This window comes from Citrobacter sp. Res13-Sevr-PEB04-36, assembly GCF_015672735.1.
In the GTDB taxonomy this organism is placed as follows: domain Bacteria; phylum Pseudomonadota; class Gammaproteobacteria; order Enterobacterales; family Enterobacteriaceae; genus Citrobacter.
In genome coordinates this window covers 87,040-104,609 of sequence record NZ_JADABY010000025.1, presented here as the reverse complement: position 1 = coordinate 104,609, position 17,570 = coordinate 87,040, and the positions used below count along the sequence as shown (strand labels likewise).

Sequence of the window (17,570 nt, the reverse complement as noted above, 5' to 3'; positions counted from 1 at the left end):
AATAGCCGCCATTTTACCGCTTTTGGATGGTAACAACCGTATGCCTCAGCAACCTTATCGTCTTGAATTGTTAAGCCCGGCCCGTGATACCGCGATTGCACGCGAAGCCATTTTGCACGGCGCAGATGCCGTTTACATTGGTGGACCGGGGTTTGGCGCACGTCATAATGCCAGTAACAGCCTGAAGGATATCGCTGAACTGGTGCCTTTCGCCCATCGCTATGGGGCAAAAATCTTTGTGACGTTGAATACGATTTTACACGATGATGAGCTGGAACCTGCTCAGCGCTTGATTACCGACCTGTATCAGACCGGCGTTGATGCCCTGATTGTACAGGACATGGGGATTCTGGAACTGGATATTCCGCCCATTGAACTCCATGCCAGTACCCAGTGTGATATTCGCAGCGTCGAGAAGGCTAAATTTCTCGGCGATGTGGGGTTTACCCAGATTGTACTGGCGCGCGAGCTGAGTCTGGAACAGATTAGCGCTATCCATCAGGCCACCGACGCGACCCTTGAGTTTTTCATTCACGGTGCGTTATGCGTGGCGTATTCCGGGCAGTGCTATATCTCTCACGCCCAGACCGGACGCAGCGCCAACCGCGGTGACTGCTCTCAGGCTTGCCGCCTGCCGTATACCCTGAAAGACGATCAGGGGCGGGTGGTGTCATACGAAAAACATCTGCTGTCGATGAAAGATAACGATCAGACTGCCAACCTGGGCGCGTTGATCGACGCAGGCGTGCGGTCCTTCAAAATTGAAGGCCGCTACAAAGACATGAGCTACGTGAAGAATATCACCGCCCATTATCGCCAGGTGCTGGATGCGATTATCGAACAGCGCGATGATTTAGCCCGTGCCTCAGCCGGACGTACAGAACATTTCTTTACCCCTTCTACGGACAAAACGTTCCACCGCGGTAGCACTGATTACTTTGTCACCGCCCGCAAAGGGGATATCGGTGCATTCGACTCGCCGAAGTTTATCGGCTTGCCGGTAGGCGAAGTGCTGAAAGTGGCAAAAGATCACCTTGACGTTGAAGTGACGGAACCGCTGGCTAACGGTGATGGCCTGAACGTGCTGATCAAGCGTGATGTGGTTGGGTTTCGTGCCAATACTGTCGAGAAAACGGGGAACAACCGCTATCGGGTCTGGCCAAATGAAATGCCGGCCGATCTGCATAAAGTGCGTCCGCATCATCCGTTGAATCGTAACCTCGATCATAACTGGCAGCAGGCGTTGACCAAAACGTCCAGCGAACGTCGCGTGGCGGTCGATATTGAACTGGGCGGCTGGCAGGAACAGCTGATCCTGACGCTCACCAGTGAGGAGGGCGTGAGCATCACCCACACGCTGGACGGCCAGTTTGAAGAAGCGAACAACGCGGAAAAAGCGCTGAGCAATTTGCAGGAAGGGCTGGCAAAGCTTGGGCAGACGCTGTATTACGCCCGCGATATTCAGGTGAATCTGCCGGGTGCGCTGTTTGTGCCGAACGGTCAGCTTAATCAACTGCGTCGTGACGCCGTTGAAATGCTGGACGCAGCGCGACTGGCCAGTTACCAGCGTGGATGCCGTAAGCCGGTAGCCGATCCGGCCCCGGTTTACCCGCAAACGCATCTGAGTTTTTTGGCAAACGTCTATAACCACAAAGCGCGCGCGTTTTACCACCGTTATGGCGTTCAGCTGATTGATGCCGCTTATGAAGCGCATGAAGAAAAAGGTGAAGTGCCGGTGATGATCACCAAGCACTGCCTGCGTTTTGCCTTTAATCTGTGCCCGAAACAGGCCAAAGGCAACATCAAAAGCTGGAAAGCGACGCCAATGCAGTTGGTCAACGGTGACGACGTGCTGACGCTGAAATTTGATTGCCGACCGTGCGAAATGCACGTCATCGGCAAGATGAAACATCACATTCTGAAAATGCCGCTGCCGGGCAGCATCGTGGCTTCCGTCAGCCCGGATGAACTGATGAAAACGCTGCCGAAGCGTAAAGGCTAAGCGTTAACTTTGATGGGTATCGGGTTTGCGTGATTTTTGCCAGTGATGGTGTTCACGGAGATCGGCGGCGGATTCTTCCGCCGTCACGCGCAGTTCATCGCTGTCAGCCGTGTGACGTAATAAGTGATCGGCATCCTGCACCTGAAGATATTCATGTCCCTGATTAGTAGCGAAAAGCTGGCCAGAGAAAAGCGCACTGGTCAGCAAAAACACCGTTAACCCTTTCTTAAACATCATTCACCCTCTGGTACGTTTTAACAAAAATGGCGATAATTTCTCCGGGTGACTATTTCATTATTTAATCGGGTTAAAGGCAATCGGTGTTTCATCAATTCGCCGGTTATTGCATTTTTGTTTATATAGCGTTGGGATTTTAGCCGTCGGGTAACGCTACGCTACCCGACCATTATTAATGCAGACTCAGGACTTAAAACCTGCTGCCGTCATCAGCACACGAAAGGCCATGCCAACAGCGGCCAGAGCCAGCACGCTGCCGCCCCACAGGATCACCAACCACATCAGGCGTTTCCAGATTGATTGCTGCATCAATGATACCCCTCACCAGGTTGAACTTTGCCGCGAAAAACGTAATAGCTCCAGAAGGTGTACACGAGGATTATCGGGATAATCAACAAGGCACCTACCAGCATAAAGCCCTGACTTTGCGGCGGTGCTGCCGCCTGCCAGAGGGTGATGGACGGTGGAATGATATGCGGCCAGATGCTGATCCCCAATCCGCTGAAACCGAGGAAAATCAACCCCAGCGTCAGGATAAACGCCAGTGCATGGCTGTGCTGCTGACCCAGCGAACGCCACAACCACAGGCTGATCAGCGCCACCAGGAGCGGAACCGGCATCAGGAACCACAGATTCGGCAGGCTAAACCAGCGATCGGCAATGGCGCTGTGCGCCAGCGGCGTCCACAGGCTGATAATGGCAATGACCACCAACAGCGCCAGCAACAGTTTTTTGGCGGCGTTGCGCATTTTGTCCTGCAGCGGATTTTCGCTTTTCATCACCAGCCATGTCGCACCCAGTAGCGCATAGGCCACCACCAGGCCCACGCCGCAAAACAGCGTGAAAGGGGTGAGCCAGTCGAAAGGTCCGCCGCTGTAACTGCGTCCGCTGACTGAGAATCCATTAAGCACCGCACCGACGACAACGCCCTGGGTAAAGGTGGCGAGGATTGAACCGCATATAAACGCTTTATCCCAGAATGGCCGGTGTGCGGGCGTTGCTTTGAAACGAAACTCAAAGGCCACGCCGCGAAAAATCAGGCCGATTAGCATCAGGGTTAAGGGGATGGTCAACGCATCGACGATCACCGCGTAGGCCAGCGGAAAGGCACCAAACAAGCCTGCGCCCCCCAGTACCAGCCAGGTTTCATTGCCGTCCCAGACCGGCGCCACGCTGTTGACCATCACATCGCGATCGTCGGGGTCCTGAATGGCCGGAAATAAGATGCCAATCCCAAGGTCGAAACCATCCATCACGATATACATCAGCGTGGCGAACACGATGATAACGAACCAGATAACTGATAAATCAATACCCATTAGCGGTGTGCCTCCGGTTGAGAATCAAGGACCGCAGCGGAAAGCGGTCGAGCAGGGGTACCCGTTGGCGGACTCGTCGGGCCATCTTCCTGCGGTCCTTTGCGGATCAGACGGATCATGTAGCTGTAGCCCACACCGAAGACCGAACTGTAAACCACAAAGAAGGCCAGCAGGCTGATGCTCATGTGCAAATCACCATGTGCGGAAACCGCATCCGCCGTCCGTTGCAGGCCGTAAACAACCCACGGCTGACGACCGACTTCGGTGGTGACCCATCCGGCCAGAATGGCAATCAGACCGGAGGGTCCCATCCATAGCGCGAAGCGCAGGAAAGGACGCGAGGTATACAGGCGTTGTTTGTAGCGTAGCCACAGGGCAAACGTGCCGAGCAAGATCATCAACATCCCCAGGCCCGCCATAATGCGAAACGACCAGAACACCATGGTGGAGTTAGGACGGTCTTCTTTCGGAAACTCTTTCAGAGCCGGAACTTGTTTATCCAGACTGTGGGTCAAAATCAGGCTGCCCAGCGCCGGTATTGCCAGCCCGTAGCGGGTGCGCTCCTGTTCCATATCCGGCCAGCCGAACAGCAACAGCGGGGTCGGTTCACCGGGCACGTTTTCCCAGTGACCTTCAATGGCGGCAATTTTGGCGGGTTGATGCTTCAGGGTGTTCAGCCCATGCATATCGCCAATCAGCGCCTGTAACGGGGCGACGATCAGCGTCATCCACAGGGCCATTGAAAACATGGCACGAATTGCCGGCGTATTATTTCCACGTAGTAAATGCCAGGCCGCCGACGCCGCGACAAACAGAGCGCTGCTCAGGAAGGCGGCGACGGACATATGTAGCAGACGATAGGGGAAGGACGGATTGAAGATGACGGCAAACCAGTCCACCGGCACGACTTGTCCGTTGATAATTTCGTAACCCTGCGGTGTTTGCATCCAGCTGTTGGAGGCGAGGATCCAGAAGGTTGAAATAATGGTGCCTAGCGCGACCATACAGGTGGCGAAGAAGTGCAGACCTGGACCCACGCGCTGCCAGCCAAACAGCATCACGCCAAGGAATCCTGCCTCGAGGAAGAAGGCGGTCAGCACTTCATAGGTCAGCAGCGGCCCGGTGATACTCCCGGCGAACTCGGAAAAACCGCTCCAGTTGGTGCCGAACTGGTAGGCCATCACCAGGCCCGAAACCACGCCCATACCAAAGTTGACGGCGAATATTTTAGACCAGAAATGATACAGCGAACGCCAGGTGGGATTTTTGGTTTTTAGCCACAGACCTTCAAGCACCGCCAGATAGCTGGCAAGACCAATAGTAATGGCCGGAAAGATGATGTGAAACGACACCGTAAACGCGAACTGGATACGCGCCAGGTGAAACGCGTCAAGACCGAACATGCTTAACTCCGCAGGCAAAATTGATTTAGCGCAATTCTATGCCTGAGGAACAGTGGGGGGCAGAAACAGAACAGTTCTTTTTAACCATAACAGTTGCGTCGCTGTTATCTGTTGACGGTGCTGATATAAAACCTTCATTTCTGAAATATACAAGAAATCAGCTGGTTATGAGATTCAAAGTACGCGCAAAAATTGATGCTGTGCAGGCTCGCGGTGCGAGCATTAGGCAAAGGGCTTTCGTTAACGATACTGTAAAAACGCAACACCATAACAGTTGTCACGATGTTGTTAATTTTATTAACTGATATACACTGCGAGCGTCACCTGCATCTGACTCCCGAGAATCATCATGAAAAAATATCAACGGCTGGCGGAACAAATTCGCGATCAAATCGCCTCTGGCGTCTGGCAACCCGGCGATCGTCTGCCTTCTTTACGTGAACAGGTGGCGACCAGCGGGATGAGCTTTATGACCGTCGGCCATGCTTATCAGCTTCTGGAAAGTCAGGGGCGGATCATTGCGCGGCCGCAATCTGGCTATTATGTTGCCGCACGGCCCGAACGTGAGTCGGCAACCCCGCAAGCGCAGGTTGTGCGCGATGAAGCGGTCGATATCAACACCTATATTTTTGACATGCTGCAGGCCAGCCGGGACGCTTCGGTGATGCCGTTTGCGTCCGCATTTCCCGATCCCCGTTTATTTCCCCTGCAGCAGCTTAATCGTTCGTTGGCGCAGGTGAGCAAAACGGCGACGGCAATGAGCGTGATTGAAAACCTGCCGCCGGGTAATGCCGAATTGCGCAATGCCATTGCACGTCGCTATGCCCAGCAGGGGATCACTATTTCGCCGGATGACATTGTGATTACCGCCGGGGCGCTGGAAGCCCTCAACCTGAGCCTGCAGGCGGTGACCGAGCCCGGCGACTGGGTGATTGTCGAAAATCCCTGTTTTTACGGCGCCTTGCAGGCGCTTGAAAGGCTGCGTTTAAAAGCGCTATCTGTTGCCTCCGACGTCAAGGATGGGATCGATCTCGTCGCGCTGGAGCAGGCTTTACAAGAGTATCCGGTTAAGGCTTGCTGGCTGATGACCAACGGCCAAAACCCGCTGGGGTTTACGCTCAGCGCAGAGAAAAAGGCCCATCTGGTCGCGTTGCTGGAAAAATACAACGTGATGCTGATCGAGGATGATGTCTACAGCGAGCTGTATTTTGGTCGTGAAAAACCGCTGCCCGCCAAAGCCTGGGATCGTGGCGACAGAGTGCTGCACTGTTCGTCGTTTTCAAAATGCCTGGTGCCCGGATTTCGCGTTGGCTGGGTGGCGGCGGGGAAGCATGCGCGGCGCATTCAGCGGCTCCAGTTGATGAGCACCTTGTCAACCAGCTCCCCGATGCAGCTCGCACTGGTGGATTACCTGTCTACCCGACGTTATGACGCGCATTTGCGTCGGCTACGTCGTCAACTGGCAGAACGCAAACAGCAGGCCTGGCAAACGCTGCTGCGCCATCTTCCGGCAGAAGTCAAAATTCATCATAGCGATAGCGGCTATTTTCTATGGCTCGAACTGCCCGAACCGCTTGATGCAGGTATTCTCAGTACACAGGCCCTGGCGCACCACATCAGTATTGCACCGGGGAAAATGTTCTCAACATCGGGAACCTGGACACGCTTCTTTCGCTTCAATACCGCCTGGAACTGGGGAGAACGCGAAGAGCTGGCGGTGAAACAGCTGGGGAAATTAATTCGCGAGATGATGAAATAATAGAGAGTGCGCTATTCAATATAAAAGAATAGCGCATTCTTATTTATGAAATAGCGCCAGTAAAATCACGATGTTATTTCTTCAGGTGTAACCATACAAAATACCAATACCTCTAATTATTCCCCTCTGTGCATCTAACTCGTTGTCTATACTCCAGAAGATTAAATAACGTTGCAATAACTGACAGCGTAATGAGCGTTAGCTCACAACCTGATTAAATTTCCTTGCGCCAGCAGGAACGCTTGCAACACCCCGACTACTTTTAGGAAAGGACATATATTTACGGCAAGGCTGCCGCTCATTATTTTTTTTCGACAGGAGTAAGACGTTATGAGCAAGCAATTTGCCCTCACGAGCCTGTGTGCGCTCAGTATGACGCTGATGACCGCCCACGCAGCTGAACCCCCAACATCATTAGATAAACCGGAAGGGCGCCTGGATATTATTGCCTGGCCGGGTTATATCGAACGTGGTCAAACGGATAAACAATATGACTGGGTCTCGCAGTTTGAGAAGGAAACCGGCTGCGCGGTTAATGTGAAAACCGCAGCCACCTCAGACGAAATGGTCAGCCTGATGGCAAAAGGCGGATATGACCTGGTCACGGCATCCGGCGACGCGTCACTGCGTTTAATTATGGGTAAACGTGTCCAGCCTATTAATACTGCGCTTATCCCGAACTGGAAAATTATCGACCCGCGCGTGGTCAACGGTGAATGGTTTAACGTCGGAGGCAAAGTCTACGGCACGCCATATCAGTGGGGGCCAAACCTGCTGATGTACAACACCAAAACCTTCCCAACGCCGCCGGATAGCTGGAAAGTGGTGTTTGTAGAGCAAAAACTTGAAGACGGTAAAAGCAATAAAGGGCGCGTTCAGGCGTACGATGGCCCGATTTATATTGCCGATGCGGCGTTATTCGTCAAAGCCACCCAGCCACAACTGGGCATTACCGACCCCTATCAGCTTACCGAGAAACAGTATCAGGCCGTCATTAAGGTCCTGAGAGATCAACACGGGCTGATCCACCGCTACTGGCATGACACCACCGTACAAATGAGTGACTTTAAAAACGAAGGTGTTGTGGCCTCCAGCGCCTGGCCGTATCAGGCTAATGCCCTGAAGGCAGAAGGACAACCGATTGCCACCGTTTTTCCAAAAGAGGGCGTCACAGGCTGGGCTGACACTACCATGCTACACAGTGAAGCAAAACATCCGGTCTGTGCTTACAAATGGATGAACTGGTCATTAACTCCGAAAGTGCAGGGTGACGTTGCCGCCTGGTTTGGATCGCTGCCGGTCGTGCCTGAAGGGTGCAAGGCCAGCCCGCTGCTGGGTGAAAAAGGATGTGAAACCAATGGCTATAGCTATTTCGACAAAATCGCCTTCTGGAAAACGCCGATCGCTGAAGGTGGCAAGTTTGTTCCTTACAGCCGCTGGACGCAGGATTACATAGCCATTATGGGCGGTCGCTGATTCCGCTGGGGGTTTTATGACGTACGCAGTGGAATTTGACAATGTCTCGCGATTGTACGGCGATGTTCGTGCCGTCGACGGGGTCAGTATTGCGATTAATGATGGTGAGTTTTTCTCTATGCTGGGGCCGTCCGGCTCCGGCAAAACCACCTGCCTGCGCCTGATAGCCGGTTTTGAACAGCTGTCAGGTGGCGCAATTAAAATTTTTGGTAAGCAGGCCAGCGAACTGCCGCCCTGGGAACGTGACGTTAACACGGTATTTCAGGATTACGCGTTGTTTCCGCATATGTCGATCCTCGATAACGTGGCCTACGGGCTGATGGTCAAAGGGATGGATAAAAAACAGCGTCATGCCAAAGCGCGCGAAGCGCTGGAGAAGGTGGCGCTCGGCTTCGTGTATGAGCGTAAGCCGTCACAGCTTTCCGGTGGACAACGTCAGCGCGTGGCGATCGCCCGCGCGTTGGTTAATGAACCGCGGGTGTTGCTGCTGGATGAACCGCTCGGGGCGCTGGATCTTAAACTGCGTGAACAAATGCAGCTGGAACTCAAAAAATTACAGCAGGCGCTGGGCATTACCTTCATTTTTGTCACCCACGATCAGGGCGAGGCTCTGTCGATGTCCGATCGCGTGGCGGTGTTTAATAACGGACGTATTGAGCAGGTGGACTCCCCCCGTGAGCTCTACATGCGCCCGCGCACGCCGTTTGTGGCGAGCTTTGTCGGGACATCCAACGTCTTTGATGCGGCAATGTCAGCGAATGTGTGCGGTTTACAGGGCATGTTCTCCCTGCGCCCGGAACACATTCGCCTGAATGATCCTGGCGCAGAAGTGCAGGCGCCGGGCGTTATTCAGGCGGTGCAATATCAGGGCGCAGCGACGCGGTTTGAGCTAAAGCTGGCCAGTGGCGAAAAATTGTTGGTAAGCCAGGCGAACCTGACGGGAGAAACACTGCCGTCAACGCTGTCACCGGGTCAGCAGGTTATGGCTTCGTGGTCACGTGACGTGATGATCCCGCTGGTTGAGGAGAGGTGAATGGCGATGAACGTTTTACATTCACCTCCCCAGACCACCAGTTTGAACAAAATCTCGGGCTATTTCTGGCGTAATCCGGGGCTGGGTCTGTTTTTACTGCTGCTCGGACCGCTGATGTGGTTTGGCGTCGTCTACTTTGGCTCATTACTGACGCTACTGTGGCAAGGGTTTTATACCTTTGACGATTTCACCATGTCCGTTACGCCAGATCTGACGCTGGCGAATCTGCAGGCGCTGTTTAACCCGGCGAATTACGACATCATTTTACGCACGTTGACCATGGCAATAGCGGTGACTATTGCCAGCGCCATTCTGGCGTTTCCGATGGCGTGGTATATGGCGCGTTACACCAGCGGCAAGATGAAGGCCTTTTTTTACATCGCCGTCATGTTGCCAATGTGGGCCAGCTATATCGTCAAAGCCTACGCGTGGACGTTGCTGCTGGCTAAAGACGGCGTGGCGCAGTGGTTTTTAACCCATCTCGGGCTGGAGCCGATCCTGACCGCGTTTCTGACGTTGCCAGCCGTAGGCGGGAATACGCTGTCGACTTCAGGATTAGGGCGTTTTCTGGTTTTCGTCTACATCTGGCTACCATTTATGATCCTGCCAGTGCAGGCCGCGCTGGAACGGTTGCCGCCGTCATTGCTGCAGGCCTCGGCAGATTTGGGCGCTCGCCCGCGCCAGACCTTCCGCTATGTGGTGCTGCCGCTGGCTATCCCCGGTATTGCTGCTGGTTCAATCTTTACCTTCTCGCTGACGCTGGGTGATTTTATTGTGCCGCAACTGGTGGGGCCGCCGGGTTTTTTCATCGGCAACATGGTCTATTCGCAACAAGGGGCTATCGGCAACATGCCAATGGCGGCTGCATTCACCCTGGTGCCGATTGTGTTAATCGCACTGTATCTGGCGTTCGTGAAGCGTCTGGGAGCATTTGATGCACTCTGAACGCGCACCGTTTTTACTCAAACTGGCCGCATGGGGTGGTGTGATTTTCCTGCACTTTCCCATTCTCATCATTGCGGCCTATGCTTTTAATACTGAGGAAGCGGCCTTTAGTTTTCCGCCTCAGGGACTCACACTGCGGTGGTTTAGCGTAGCGGCACAACGTAGCGATATTCTGGAATCAGTGACGCTGTCACTTAAAATTGCCGCACTGTCGACGGCCATCGCCCTGGTGTTGGGGACGTTGGCGGCTGCGGCTCTGTGGCGGCGGGACTTCTTTGGCAAGAACGCAGTATCGCTGTTGCTGCTGTTGCCTATTGCGCTCCCGGGCATTATTACCGGTCTGGCACTGCTGACTGCATTTAAAACCATCAATCTGGAGCCGGGCTTTCTGACCATCGTGGTGGGACATGCGACGTTTTGTGTGGTGGTGGTCTTTAACAACGTTGTGGCCCGTTTTCGTCGTACCTCATGGAGTCTGGTTGAAGCGTCAATGGACTTGGGTGCGAACGGCTGGCAAACCTTCCGCTACGTAGTGCTGCCGAATCTGGCGTCGGCGCTGTTGGCCGGAGGCATGCTGGCGTTTGCCTTGTCGTTTGATGAAATCATCGTAACAACGTTCACGGCCGGACACGAAAGAACACTTCCGTTGTGGCTACTCAATCAACTGGGGCGTCCGCGTGATGTCCCGGTGACCAACGTTGTGGCATTGCTGGTGATGGCGGTCACAACACTGCCGATTTTAGGGGCCTGGTGGCTGACGCGTGAAGGCGACACTCTCGCCGGAAACGGTAAATAAACGACAATATGGGAAATTGCTATGCAACATCAATTACTGATTAACGGCGAACTGGTCAACGGTGAAGGTGAAAAGCAGCCGGTCTATAACCCTGCTACCGGTGACGTGATCCTGGAAATTGCCGAGGCATCAACCGTGCAGGTTGATGCAGCCGTCCGTGCCGCCGACGATGCCTTTGCCAGCTGGGGGCAAACCACGCCGAAAGTGCGTTCGGAGCTGTTACTGAAGCTGGCGGACACTATCGCCGAAAACGCGCAGACATTTGCTGAGCTGGAATCCTTGAATTGCGGCAAGCCGTTTCACTGCGTGCTAAATGATGAAATTCCGGCCATTGTGGATGTTTTCCGTTTCTTTGCCGGTGCCGCACGTACACAGAACGGCCTGGCTGCCGGAGAATACCTGGAAGGGCACACATCGATGATCCGCCGCGATCCGCTGGGGGTGGTGGCGTCTATCGCACCGTGGAACTACCCGCTGATGATGGCCGCGTGGAAACTGGCCCCGGCGCTGGCGGCAGGCAACTGTGTGGTGATTAAACCGTCTGAAATTACACCGCTAACAGCGCTGAAACTGGCAGAGTTTGCGAAAGACATTTTCCCGGCAGGCGTGATTAACGTGCTGTTTGGGCGCGGTAAGACCGTGGGCGATCCGTTGACCGGTCATGAAAAAGTGCGCATGGTTTCACTGACAGGCTCCATTGCTACCGGGGAGCACATTATTGGACATACTGCGCCATCGATTAAGCGCACGCATATGGAGTTGGGCGGCAAGGCCCCGGTTATTATTTTTGATGATGCCGATCTCGATGCGGTGGTGAGCGGCGTCCGCACGTTCGGTTATTACAACGCCGGGCAGGATTGCACCGCAGCCTGTCGCATTTACGCGCAGAAAGGCATTTACGATGCGCTGGTCGAAAAGCTGGGTGCCGCGGTCGCCAGCCTGAAAACCGGTTCACCGAATGATGAATCAACAGAGCTGGGGCCGGTAAGTTCTCAGGCCCATCTGGATCGCATCACCAAAGCGGTGGATGAGGCCAAAGCGCTCGGGCATATCAAAGTCATCACTGGCGGTAAAAAAGTAGAGGGTGCAGGCTACTACTTTGCGCCAACGCTGCTGGCGGGTGCGAAGCAGGACGATGCTATCGTTCAGCGGGAAGTCTTTGGCCCGGTGGTTAGCATCACCCAGTTTGATGATGAGGCTCAGGTCCTGGCATGGGCTAACGATTCAAAATACGGGCTGGCATCTTCGGTCTGGACGCGAGACGTCGGTCGTGCGCATCGTCTCAGCGCCCGCTTGCAGTATGGTTGTACCTGGGTCAACACCCACTTCACGCTGGTGAGCGAAATGCCGCACGGCGGACAAAAACTCTCCGGTTACGGTAAGGACATGTCGGTTTATGGACTTGAGGATTACACCGTTATCCGCCATGTGATGATTAAACACGACTGATATCTGCAATCGCAACGCGTCATAGACGCACGGATAGCTAATTACAGCAAGACGTGTGTCTATACTATGCGCGCCACTGGCCTCGTCGCCATCGGACGGCGGTAAGTTGGAAATATCCGCGAGGTCAGGCTAATTTACGTACATTGGAGTCGCGTTCCGTTCACTTAATGAATATCGCGACTCTGGTGTCCAATATCTGGGTTTCATGGCAACATCCCCTTCGATTAAGAATAGCATTGCATCTACCCCTTGAACTCACAGCGTGAAGCGGTCACAGCCTTACCTACATACTCTATCGGTTTGACTGACAATTCAAATTCATGGATACATATTTTCATCATCTGAGGGTACGCGGCTTTTTTCTTTTAGTATGTGTACATTAGCCTTACAGAATTCTATGTAGGCTCTGGCAGCCGTGGAAACATGTCTGTGTTTTTTATAAACCAGATGCAATGATGAGTAGGGCAAACGTGTCTGGGGTAAAACCTCAATCAGTTTTCCACTATTAATGTATTCCGCAGCAAAAAAAGCAGGTAACTCAGTAATGTAGTCACCAGCAAGGGCTCCGGAGCGCAAATGAAGATAATCATTGACGGTGAAGGTCGCTGGAACATCGTAGGTATGTTCACCGAGCATCCATACCGGGCGCGCGCTTATCACCGAACCCCAGGCGGCGTAGGGGTACTTCATAAGGTCTGACGGCGCTTTGGGATGCTCACCGCCCTGAAAAAGCGCCGGGCTGGCGACCAGAATATGCCTGAAATCCATGAGATGGCTCGCAACAACATCATCATCAGAGATGCTTCCAACTCTCAGCGCGACATCAATACCTTCAGAAACTAAATCCACTCGACGCTCAGTCGTATAAACGTTAATGGCAATACCCGGATATATACGCTGAAACTGCCTGATGATTTCCCACCACGGTTCAAGTGATTGAGGCATTGTCAGGCGTAATCGGCCTGTGATGCGGGAATCGGCAGTGGTGAGGAACTGCTCGGCATCATTAAGCGTATCAATGGCCGAACTGGCCTGATCCAGCAATTTTTTCCCCGCCTCTGTTGCTCTGCAACCTTTCACAGTTCGTTCGAGCAGAACAACATCCAGCTCATGCTCAAGTTCAGCGATCCTACGGCTTAGCGTCGGAAGCGGTATGTTGTTTTCCCGTGCTGCTGCAGAAAGGCTGCCGCAGCGGGCTGTCAGAACAAACATCTTTAAGGCATTTAAGTCCATTAGCTCCTCTCAAATATGAAAACATTATTCTCAATTTAGACGCTACACAGTACTGAATGTGGATATTAAAATACAGCCACTTTCAGTTAGCAATGCCAGTAATTATAGAGAAAATGTATTGCCTGGAGCAGATTTAGAATCTATCTGACGCCATCAGTCCTTTTTAAAGCTCCAAACTTTCCCTCTGATAAACTCTCAAAAATGAAAATACAGTATGCACAGACTTAGGAATATGACATTAGCATGAACGATTTAGTAAAAGCCTATCTGGCTCGCCTTGGCCTTGACGCAGAAAAACCCTCCATTGAGGCACTTACCCGTTTACATCAAGCTCATGTAGAACGGGTCCCTTACGAAACATTCTGGATCCACCTTGGTCAGGATTGGGGAATTGACGCCATGGAAAGTTTCAGAAGAGCGGCAACAACCCGACGAGGTGGTTATTGTTTTCAGCTCAATGGCGGCTTACATACGCTACTCACCCACCTTGGTTATCGTGTGAGTATTCACCCAGCAAATGTCCACGGCGCTGAAGGCCCTGAACATATAAAACTGGAAAACCATGCAGCTATCATCGCTGAGGGGTTGCCGAGTGAAAATAATCCCAACGGGAGATGGTGGGTGGATGTCGGTCTTGGCGATGCGCTTCATGAGCAAATGCCTCTGATGAATACTACCGTTAACCAGGACTCGATGCAGTTTGGCATGGAAGCCGTGGGCAAGGACGGCGTGGGTGATTGGCACCTCATTGCCGATCCATCGTGCTGGATCGCAGGCGTGAATATGGCTGAGCAACCCGCTTCTATGAGTGATTTCGTAGACCGTCATCACTTTAATATGCATTCCCCGGAATCCGGATATGCAAAAGTTGTTACTGCACAACTCCGGAAGCCACACGGCAAAACGGTACTGCGAGGTTGCGTTTTAACAAAAACCGATGGCGAAGTCGTTACGACTCACATCTCAACGTCTTTACGCGAGTGGCAGGACGTGCTTGAAGAAGAATTCGGTCTGACTTTCGAAAACGTTCCTGAGATATCGCTAAAAAAACTATGGGTTAAAGTACAGAAGATCCATGAAGAATGGGCCCAGACTCGCGAAAGTACGTAAAACAGCGAGTTGTTGACGACCGGCCTGATACATACATTGATGTTATCGACCGGAGCAGTATCATTGAGCGGAGTACCAACAATTGTATACTGGATTTGCTCATTATTCGGCAGCGAGCGAAATCTTATTAATATTGCAACTGCACTAATCGCACTTTCCCCTACATAAATCCATGCTTAATGTCAGCTGCTGGCACTAAATGGACAATTTTTGGGGCCAGAAGGCACGGTCGGTTTTGAACTATGTTTAACACCAGTCAGAATAATAAGGTGGTTGAGGTTATTAGGGCCTGAACGGTGGCTGCCACATTCCGGAAGCATTTGAAAACCAGAATCTCACTCAAAAGTGTGCCAACATTGCGTGGGTAAGAACAATATCCGGAGAATAAAGTGTTCGGAAAATTTTTATTAAATTACATGCCTGGTTTACAAAATTTATTAGCCTACGATAAAAGCTGGCTAAAACATGATGTTAAAGCCGGGTTATCTGTTGCGGCTGTCGCACTACCCGTTGCTATTGCTTACGCTGAGTTGGCGGGTGTTGGGGCAATCGTAGGGCTGTATTCCTGCGTTTTACCGATGATCGCTTATGCACTGTTTGGTTCTTCACGTCAGCTTATTGTTGGCCCTGATGCAACAACTTGCGCGGTGATTGCGGCCGTCGTGTTTCCCCTCTCTGCAGGTAATCCCGAACTGCACTGGCAACTGACGATCATCATGACATTGATGATGGGTGGATGGTGCCTGCTTGCCAGTAAATTTCGCCTGGGCGCACTTGCCGATCTGCTTTCTCATCCCATTCTTACTGGTTTACTTAATGGTGTAGCCGTGACGATTATTGTCGGGCAATTAGGCAAGGCTTTAGGGATCACGCTTGATGAGGCGCAGGTTATTGAAAAAATACTTGCCTTGCCAGGCCGAATTGCAGACAGCCATTTATTAACCTTAGGACTGTCACTTTTAACGTTAGTTATTTTAATGGTTATCAAAACGTATCGCAGCCACTGGCCAGCACCGTTGATTGCCATTGTGATAACAACGGCGCTGGTATGGGGAACATCAGCACAAAATCATGGGATTGCCACGATTGGAGGAGACGGTTTTCAGCCTGCTTTACCCGTCGTTAACTGGGCGGCGTTCCAGCCAGGTCTGATGCGTGATTTAGTGATCCCGGCGCTGAACCTGGCTTTGGTCAGTTTTGTCAGTCTTATGCTGACCGCCCGCAGTTTCGCCGCGAAAAATGGCTATGACATTAATGCTGATGCTGAGTTTAGAGCTCTGGGTATTGCGAATCTCATGTCTGGATTATCTCAGGGGTTTGCTATCAGTGGAGCCGATTCCCGAACCGCTGTTAATGATTCAACTGGGGGGAAAAGTCAGCTGGTCTCCGTGGTTGCAGCCTTACTTATCGGTATCGTAGTCGTATTTTTTACTCAGCCATTACAGTTTATTCCGGTTTCTGCATTAGGTATTGTTCTAATGTATGCCTCGTGGTCATTGATTGATTTACGTGGGCTATGGAACCTGAGGCGAAGAAATAAACAGGCATTTCGTTTGGCCTTTTTCACCTTTGGCTGTGTGTTAATTATCGGCGTTATCCAGGGGATCGGGCTTGCCGTGTTGCTTGGTCTGTTACAGTTCCTGCGTACAGTCTTTCGTCCCTCTGAGCACTTACTGGGAACTGACGAAAATGGAATGATTCACTCATTAGGTAATTCAACCGATATTAAAATGGTTCCGGGCGTGTTGATGTATCGATTTAACTCCCCGCTGACCTATTTTAATGTGGCTTATTTTAAACGTCGGGTATTGAACTTAGTTGATGGTACAACATTACAACCTAAATGGGTGGTGATTGATGCCGTTGCCTGCTTCACCTATTCAGATATAAGTGTCCTGGCCACCATTAATGAGTTAAAGCGTGACCTGAAAAGTCGACAGATTACGTTAATCCTTGCGGGCCGGAAAACGGAATTAACACGCTGGTTTAAAGAAAGCAGGCCAACAATGAATGATGATGACATGCTTCTGGCACCAGACCTCTATTTGGCACTCCGGTTCATTCAAAGCAAAGAGAGTGCGGGTGAGGGCGAATCAGACGGTGATGTACCATCCCAGTGGCACAATTCTTGAAAGGGGGGCAAATTCAGTAGACCACTTCATACGGAACAATTTAGGGGGAGTGCATGTCGGGGCTTCGCTATTTCATTACCGCAGAAAGGTTAGGGCTATTACACACTAAGGATAATTTACCAGGCTGTGCAGCAGTGGGAAGATCGCACACTAATGGCAGAGAGAATGTTCTCTCTGCCAGCAGGCGCTGCAATTAATCAACCAGAGCACATCATGCAAACCAGCCGAACCTTGCGGATATCAGGCTGAAAAGTCCTACAGCAGCAAAGAGATTTATCAGTACCACGGTTTTACTGGAAACATTCATTTTTGCCACCTTTCGATTTAACCCCTATGGGTATAGTACGGGTTAAAACTATCCGCAATAGTACGAAATCTGAACATCACGGAGAACGGCTGTTTTCTCGGAAATTCTCTTAAAAAAATGAATAAAACTTGATGTGCGTCATGAAAAATAGCATATTGCGCGCGATTTTCCCTTCAGGCCCGGATGCCCTAAATGTCTCTGTACCAAAATATGCTGGTTTTTTATGCGGCAATGGCCGCCATCGCGGCAATCATCACCTGGTTTCTTTCGCATGATAAAAAGCGTATTCGCTTTCTCAGTGCGGTATTAGTCGGGGCGACATGGCCGATGAGCTTTCCTGTCGCACTCCTGTTTTCTCTTTTCTGATGG

16 protein-coding genes are annotated in these 17,570 nt (G+C 51.9%); 10 read left to right on the top strand and 6 right to left on the bottom strand.

The annotated features are described in order from the left end of the window. Window positions 1-40: 40 nt before the first annotated feature. On the top strand, window positions 41-2,002 hold the full coding sequence (locus IMQ48_RS07520) for a U32 family peptidase (RefSeq protein WP_196208525.1): 1,962 nt from the start codon (window positions 41-43) through the stop codon (window positions 2,000-2,002). A gap of 3 nt (window positions 2,003-2,005) precedes the next feature. On the opposite strand, the gene IMQ48_RS07515 is transcribed toward IMQ48_RS07520, so the two are convergent. The 4 genes from IMQ48_RS07515 to IMQ48_RS07500 all read right to left on the bottom strand — a co-directional run bounded on the left by IMQ48_RS07515 (window position 2,006) and on the right by IMQ48_RS07500 (window position 4,961). Further along, a complete protein-coding gene (locus tag IMQ48_RS07515) occupies window positions 2,006-2,236 on the bottom strand; it encodes a DUF2554 family protein (RefSeq protein WP_196208571.1) in 231 nt (76 codons plus the stop codon). 186 nt (window positions 2,237-2,422) lie between these two features. Continuing rightward, a complete protein-coding gene (locus IMQ48_RS07510) occupies window positions 2,423-2,548 on the bottom strand; it encodes a DUF2474 domain-containing protein (protein WP_135912010.1) in 126 nt (41 codons plus the stop codon). Beyond that, complete coding sequence (gene cydB, locus IMQ48_RS07505) at window positions 2,548-3,558, bottom strand: cytochrome d ubiquinol oxidase subunit II (protein ID WP_115258450.1); 1,011 nt, start codon at window positions 3,556-3,558, stop codon at window positions 2,548-2,550. Before cydB ends, IMQ48_RS07510 begins: the two co-directional genes overlap by 1 nt. Next, window positions 3,558-4,961 carry a cytochrome ubiquinol oxidase subunit I gene (locus tag IMQ48_RS07500; RefSeq protein ID WP_196208524.1) on the bottom strand — a complete coding sequence of 468 codons (1,404 nt, stop codon included), beginning with the start codon at window positions 4,959-4,961 and terminating at the stop codon, window positions 3,558-3,560. The genes cydB and IMQ48_RS07500 overlap by 1 nt, the downstream gene beginning before the upstream one ends. Window positions 4,962-5,310: 349 nt before the next feature. Between IMQ48_RS07500 and IMQ48_RS07495 the strand changes: the two genes are divergently transcribed. The 6 genes from IMQ48_RS07495 to patD all read left to right on the top strand — a co-directional run bounded on the left by IMQ48_RS07495 (window position 5,311) and on the right by patD (window position 12,419). Next, window positions 5,311-6,720: a PLP-dependent aminotransferase family protein gene (locus IMQ48_RS07495; RefSeq protein WP_196208523.1), complete on the top strand. Its 1,410-nt coding sequence runs from the start codon at window positions 5,311-5,313 to the stop codon at window positions 6,718-6,720. Between the two features lie 330 nt (window positions 6,721-7,050). Next, on the top strand, window positions 7,051-8,196 hold the full coding sequence (gene ydcS, locus IMQ48_RS07490) for a putative ABC transporter substrate-binding protein YdcS (RefSeq protein ID WP_196208522.1): 1,146 nt from the start codon (window positions 7,051-7,053) through the stop codon (window positions 8,194-8,196). Between the two features lie 16 nt (window positions 8,197-8,212). Then, window positions 8,213-9,229: an ABC transporter ATP-binding protein gene (locus IMQ48_RS07485; protein ID WP_196208521.1), complete on the top strand. Its 1,017-nt coding sequence runs from the start codon at window positions 8,213-8,215 to the stop codon at window positions 9,227-9,229. Next, on the top strand, window positions 9,230-10,174 hold the full coding sequence (locus IMQ48_RS07480) for an ABC transporter permease (RefSeq protein ID WP_196208520.1): 945 nt from the start codon (window positions 9,230-9,232) through the stop codon (window positions 10,172-10,174). Next, a complete protein-coding gene (locus IMQ48_RS07475; protein ID WP_196208519.1) occupies window positions 10,164-10,970 on the top strand; it encodes an ABC transporter permease in 807 nt (268 codons plus the stop codon). Before IMQ48_RS07480 ends, IMQ48_RS07475 begins: the two co-directional genes overlap by 11 nt. A 21-nt stretch (window positions 10,971-10,991) precedes the next feature. Then, window positions 10,992-12,419, top strand: a complete 1,428-nt coding sequence (patD, locus tag IMQ48_RS07470) for an aminobutyraldehyde dehydrogenase (RefSeq protein ID WP_196208518.1) — start codon at window positions 10,992-10,994, stop codon at window positions 12,417-12,419. A 318-nt stretch (window positions 12,420-12,737) separates the two neighbouring features. On the opposite strand, the gene IMQ48_RS07465 is transcribed toward patD, so the two are convergent. Continuing rightward, on the bottom strand, window positions 12,738-13,652 hold the full coding sequence (locus tag IMQ48_RS07465; protein WP_196208517.1) for a LysR family transcriptional regulator: 915 nt from the start codon (window positions 13,650-13,652) through the stop codon (window positions 12,738-12,740). A gap of 243 nt (window positions 13,653-13,895) precedes the next feature. On the opposite strand from IMQ48_RS07465, the gene IMQ48_RS07460 reads away from it, so the two are divergent. After that, a complete protein-coding gene (locus IMQ48_RS07460) occupies window positions 13,896-14,762 on the top strand; it encodes an arylamine N-acetyltransferase (protein ID WP_196208516.1) in 867 nt (288 codons plus the stop codon). Between the two features lie 389 nt (window positions 14,763-15,151). Next, complete coding sequence (locus tag IMQ48_RS07455) at window positions 15,152-16,894, top strand: SulP family inorganic anion transporter (protein ID WP_196208515.1); 1,743 nt, start codon at window positions 15,152-15,154, stop codon at window positions 16,892-16,894. Window positions 16,895-17,105: 211 nt separating this feature from the next. Here the strand turns inward: IMQ48_RS07455 and yncL are convergent, their stop codons facing one another. Then, on the bottom strand, window positions 17,106-17,201 hold the full coding sequence (gene yncL, locus IMQ48_RS07450) for a stress response membrane protein YncL (RefSeq protein ID WP_115258458.1): 96 nt from the start codon (window positions 17,199-17,201) through the stop codon (window positions 17,106-17,108). A gap of 192 nt (window positions 17,202-17,393) precedes the next feature. Between yncL and IMQ48_RS07445 the strand changes: the two genes are divergently transcribed. Next, the gene (locus tag IMQ48_RS07445; protein ID WP_196208514.1) at window positions 17,394-17,567 is read left to right on the top strand and encodes a GhoT/OrtT family toxin; all 174 of its coding nucleotides are present in this window, start codon (window positions 17,394-17,396) and stop codon (window positions 17,565-17,567) included. The last annotated feature ends 3 nt before the right edge of the window (window positions 17,568-17,570 follow it).

What these genes read in the sequence shown, in the direction of transcription:
- IMQ48_RS07480 (WP_196208520.1), top strand. Translation starts at nt 9,230, where the DNA reads ATGGCGATGAACGTTTTACATTCACCTCCCCAGACCACCAGTTTGAAC.
- IMQ48_RS07500 (WP_196208524.1), bottom strand. Translation starts at nt 4,961, where the DNA reads ATGTTCGGTCTTGACGCGTTTCACCTGGCGCGTATCCAGTTCGCGTTT.
- IMQ48_RS07465 (WP_196208517.1), bottom strand. Translation starts at nt 13,652, where the DNA reads ATGGACTTAAATGCCTTAAAGATGTTTGTTCTGACAGCCCGCTGCGGC.
- IMQ48_RS07460 (WP_196208516.1), top strand. Translation starts at nt 13,896, where the DNA reads ATGAACGATTTAGTAAAAGCCTATCTGGCTCGCCTTGGCCTTGACGCA.
- IMQ48_RS07495 (WP_196208523.1), top strand. Translation starts at nt 5,311, where the DNA reads ATGAAAAAATATCAACGGCTGGCGGAACAAATTCGCGATCAAATCGCC.
- ydcS (WP_196208522.1), top strand. Translation starts at nt 7,051, where the DNA reads ATGAGCAAGCAATTTGCCCTCACGAGCCTGTGTGCGCTCAGTATGACG.
- IMQ48_RS07510 (WP_135912010.1), bottom strand. Translation starts at nt 2,548, where the DNA reads ATGCAGCAATCAATCTGGAAACGCCTGATGTGGTTGGTGATCCTGTGG.
- IMQ48_RS07515 (WP_196208571.1), bottom strand. Translation starts at nt 2,236, where the DNA reads ATGTTTAAGAAAGGGTTAACGGTGTTTTTGCTGACCAGTGCGCTTTTC.
- IMQ48_RS07520 (WP_196208525.1), top strand. Translation starts at nt 41, where the DNA reads ATGCCTCAGCAACCTTATCGTCTTGAATTGTTAAGCCCGGCCCGTGAT.
- IMQ48_RS07445 (WP_196208514.1), top strand. Translation starts at nt 17,394, where the DNA reads ATGTCTCTGTACCAAAATATGCTGGTTTTTTATGCGGCAATGGCCGCC.
- yncL (WP_115258458.1), bottom strand. Translation starts at nt 17,201, where the DNA reads ATGAATGTTTCCAGTAAAACCGTGGTACTGATAAATCTCTTTGCTGCT.
- IMQ48_RS07475 (WP_196208519.1), top strand. Translation starts at nt 10,164, where the DNA reads ATGCACTCTGAACGCGCACCGTTTTTACTCAAACTGGCCGCATGGGGT.
- cydB (WP_115258450.1), bottom strand. Translation starts at nt 3,558, where the DNA reads ATGGGTATTGATTTATCAGTTATCTGGTTCGTTATCATCGTGTTCGCC.
- IMQ48_RS07485 (WP_196208521.1), top strand. Translation starts at nt 8,213, where the DNA reads ATGACGTACGCAGTGGAATTTGACAATGTCTCGCGATTGTACGGCGAT.
- patD (WP_196208518.1), top strand. Translation starts at nt 10,992, where the DNA reads ATGCAACATCAATTACTGATTAACGGCGAACTGGTCAACGGTGAAGGT.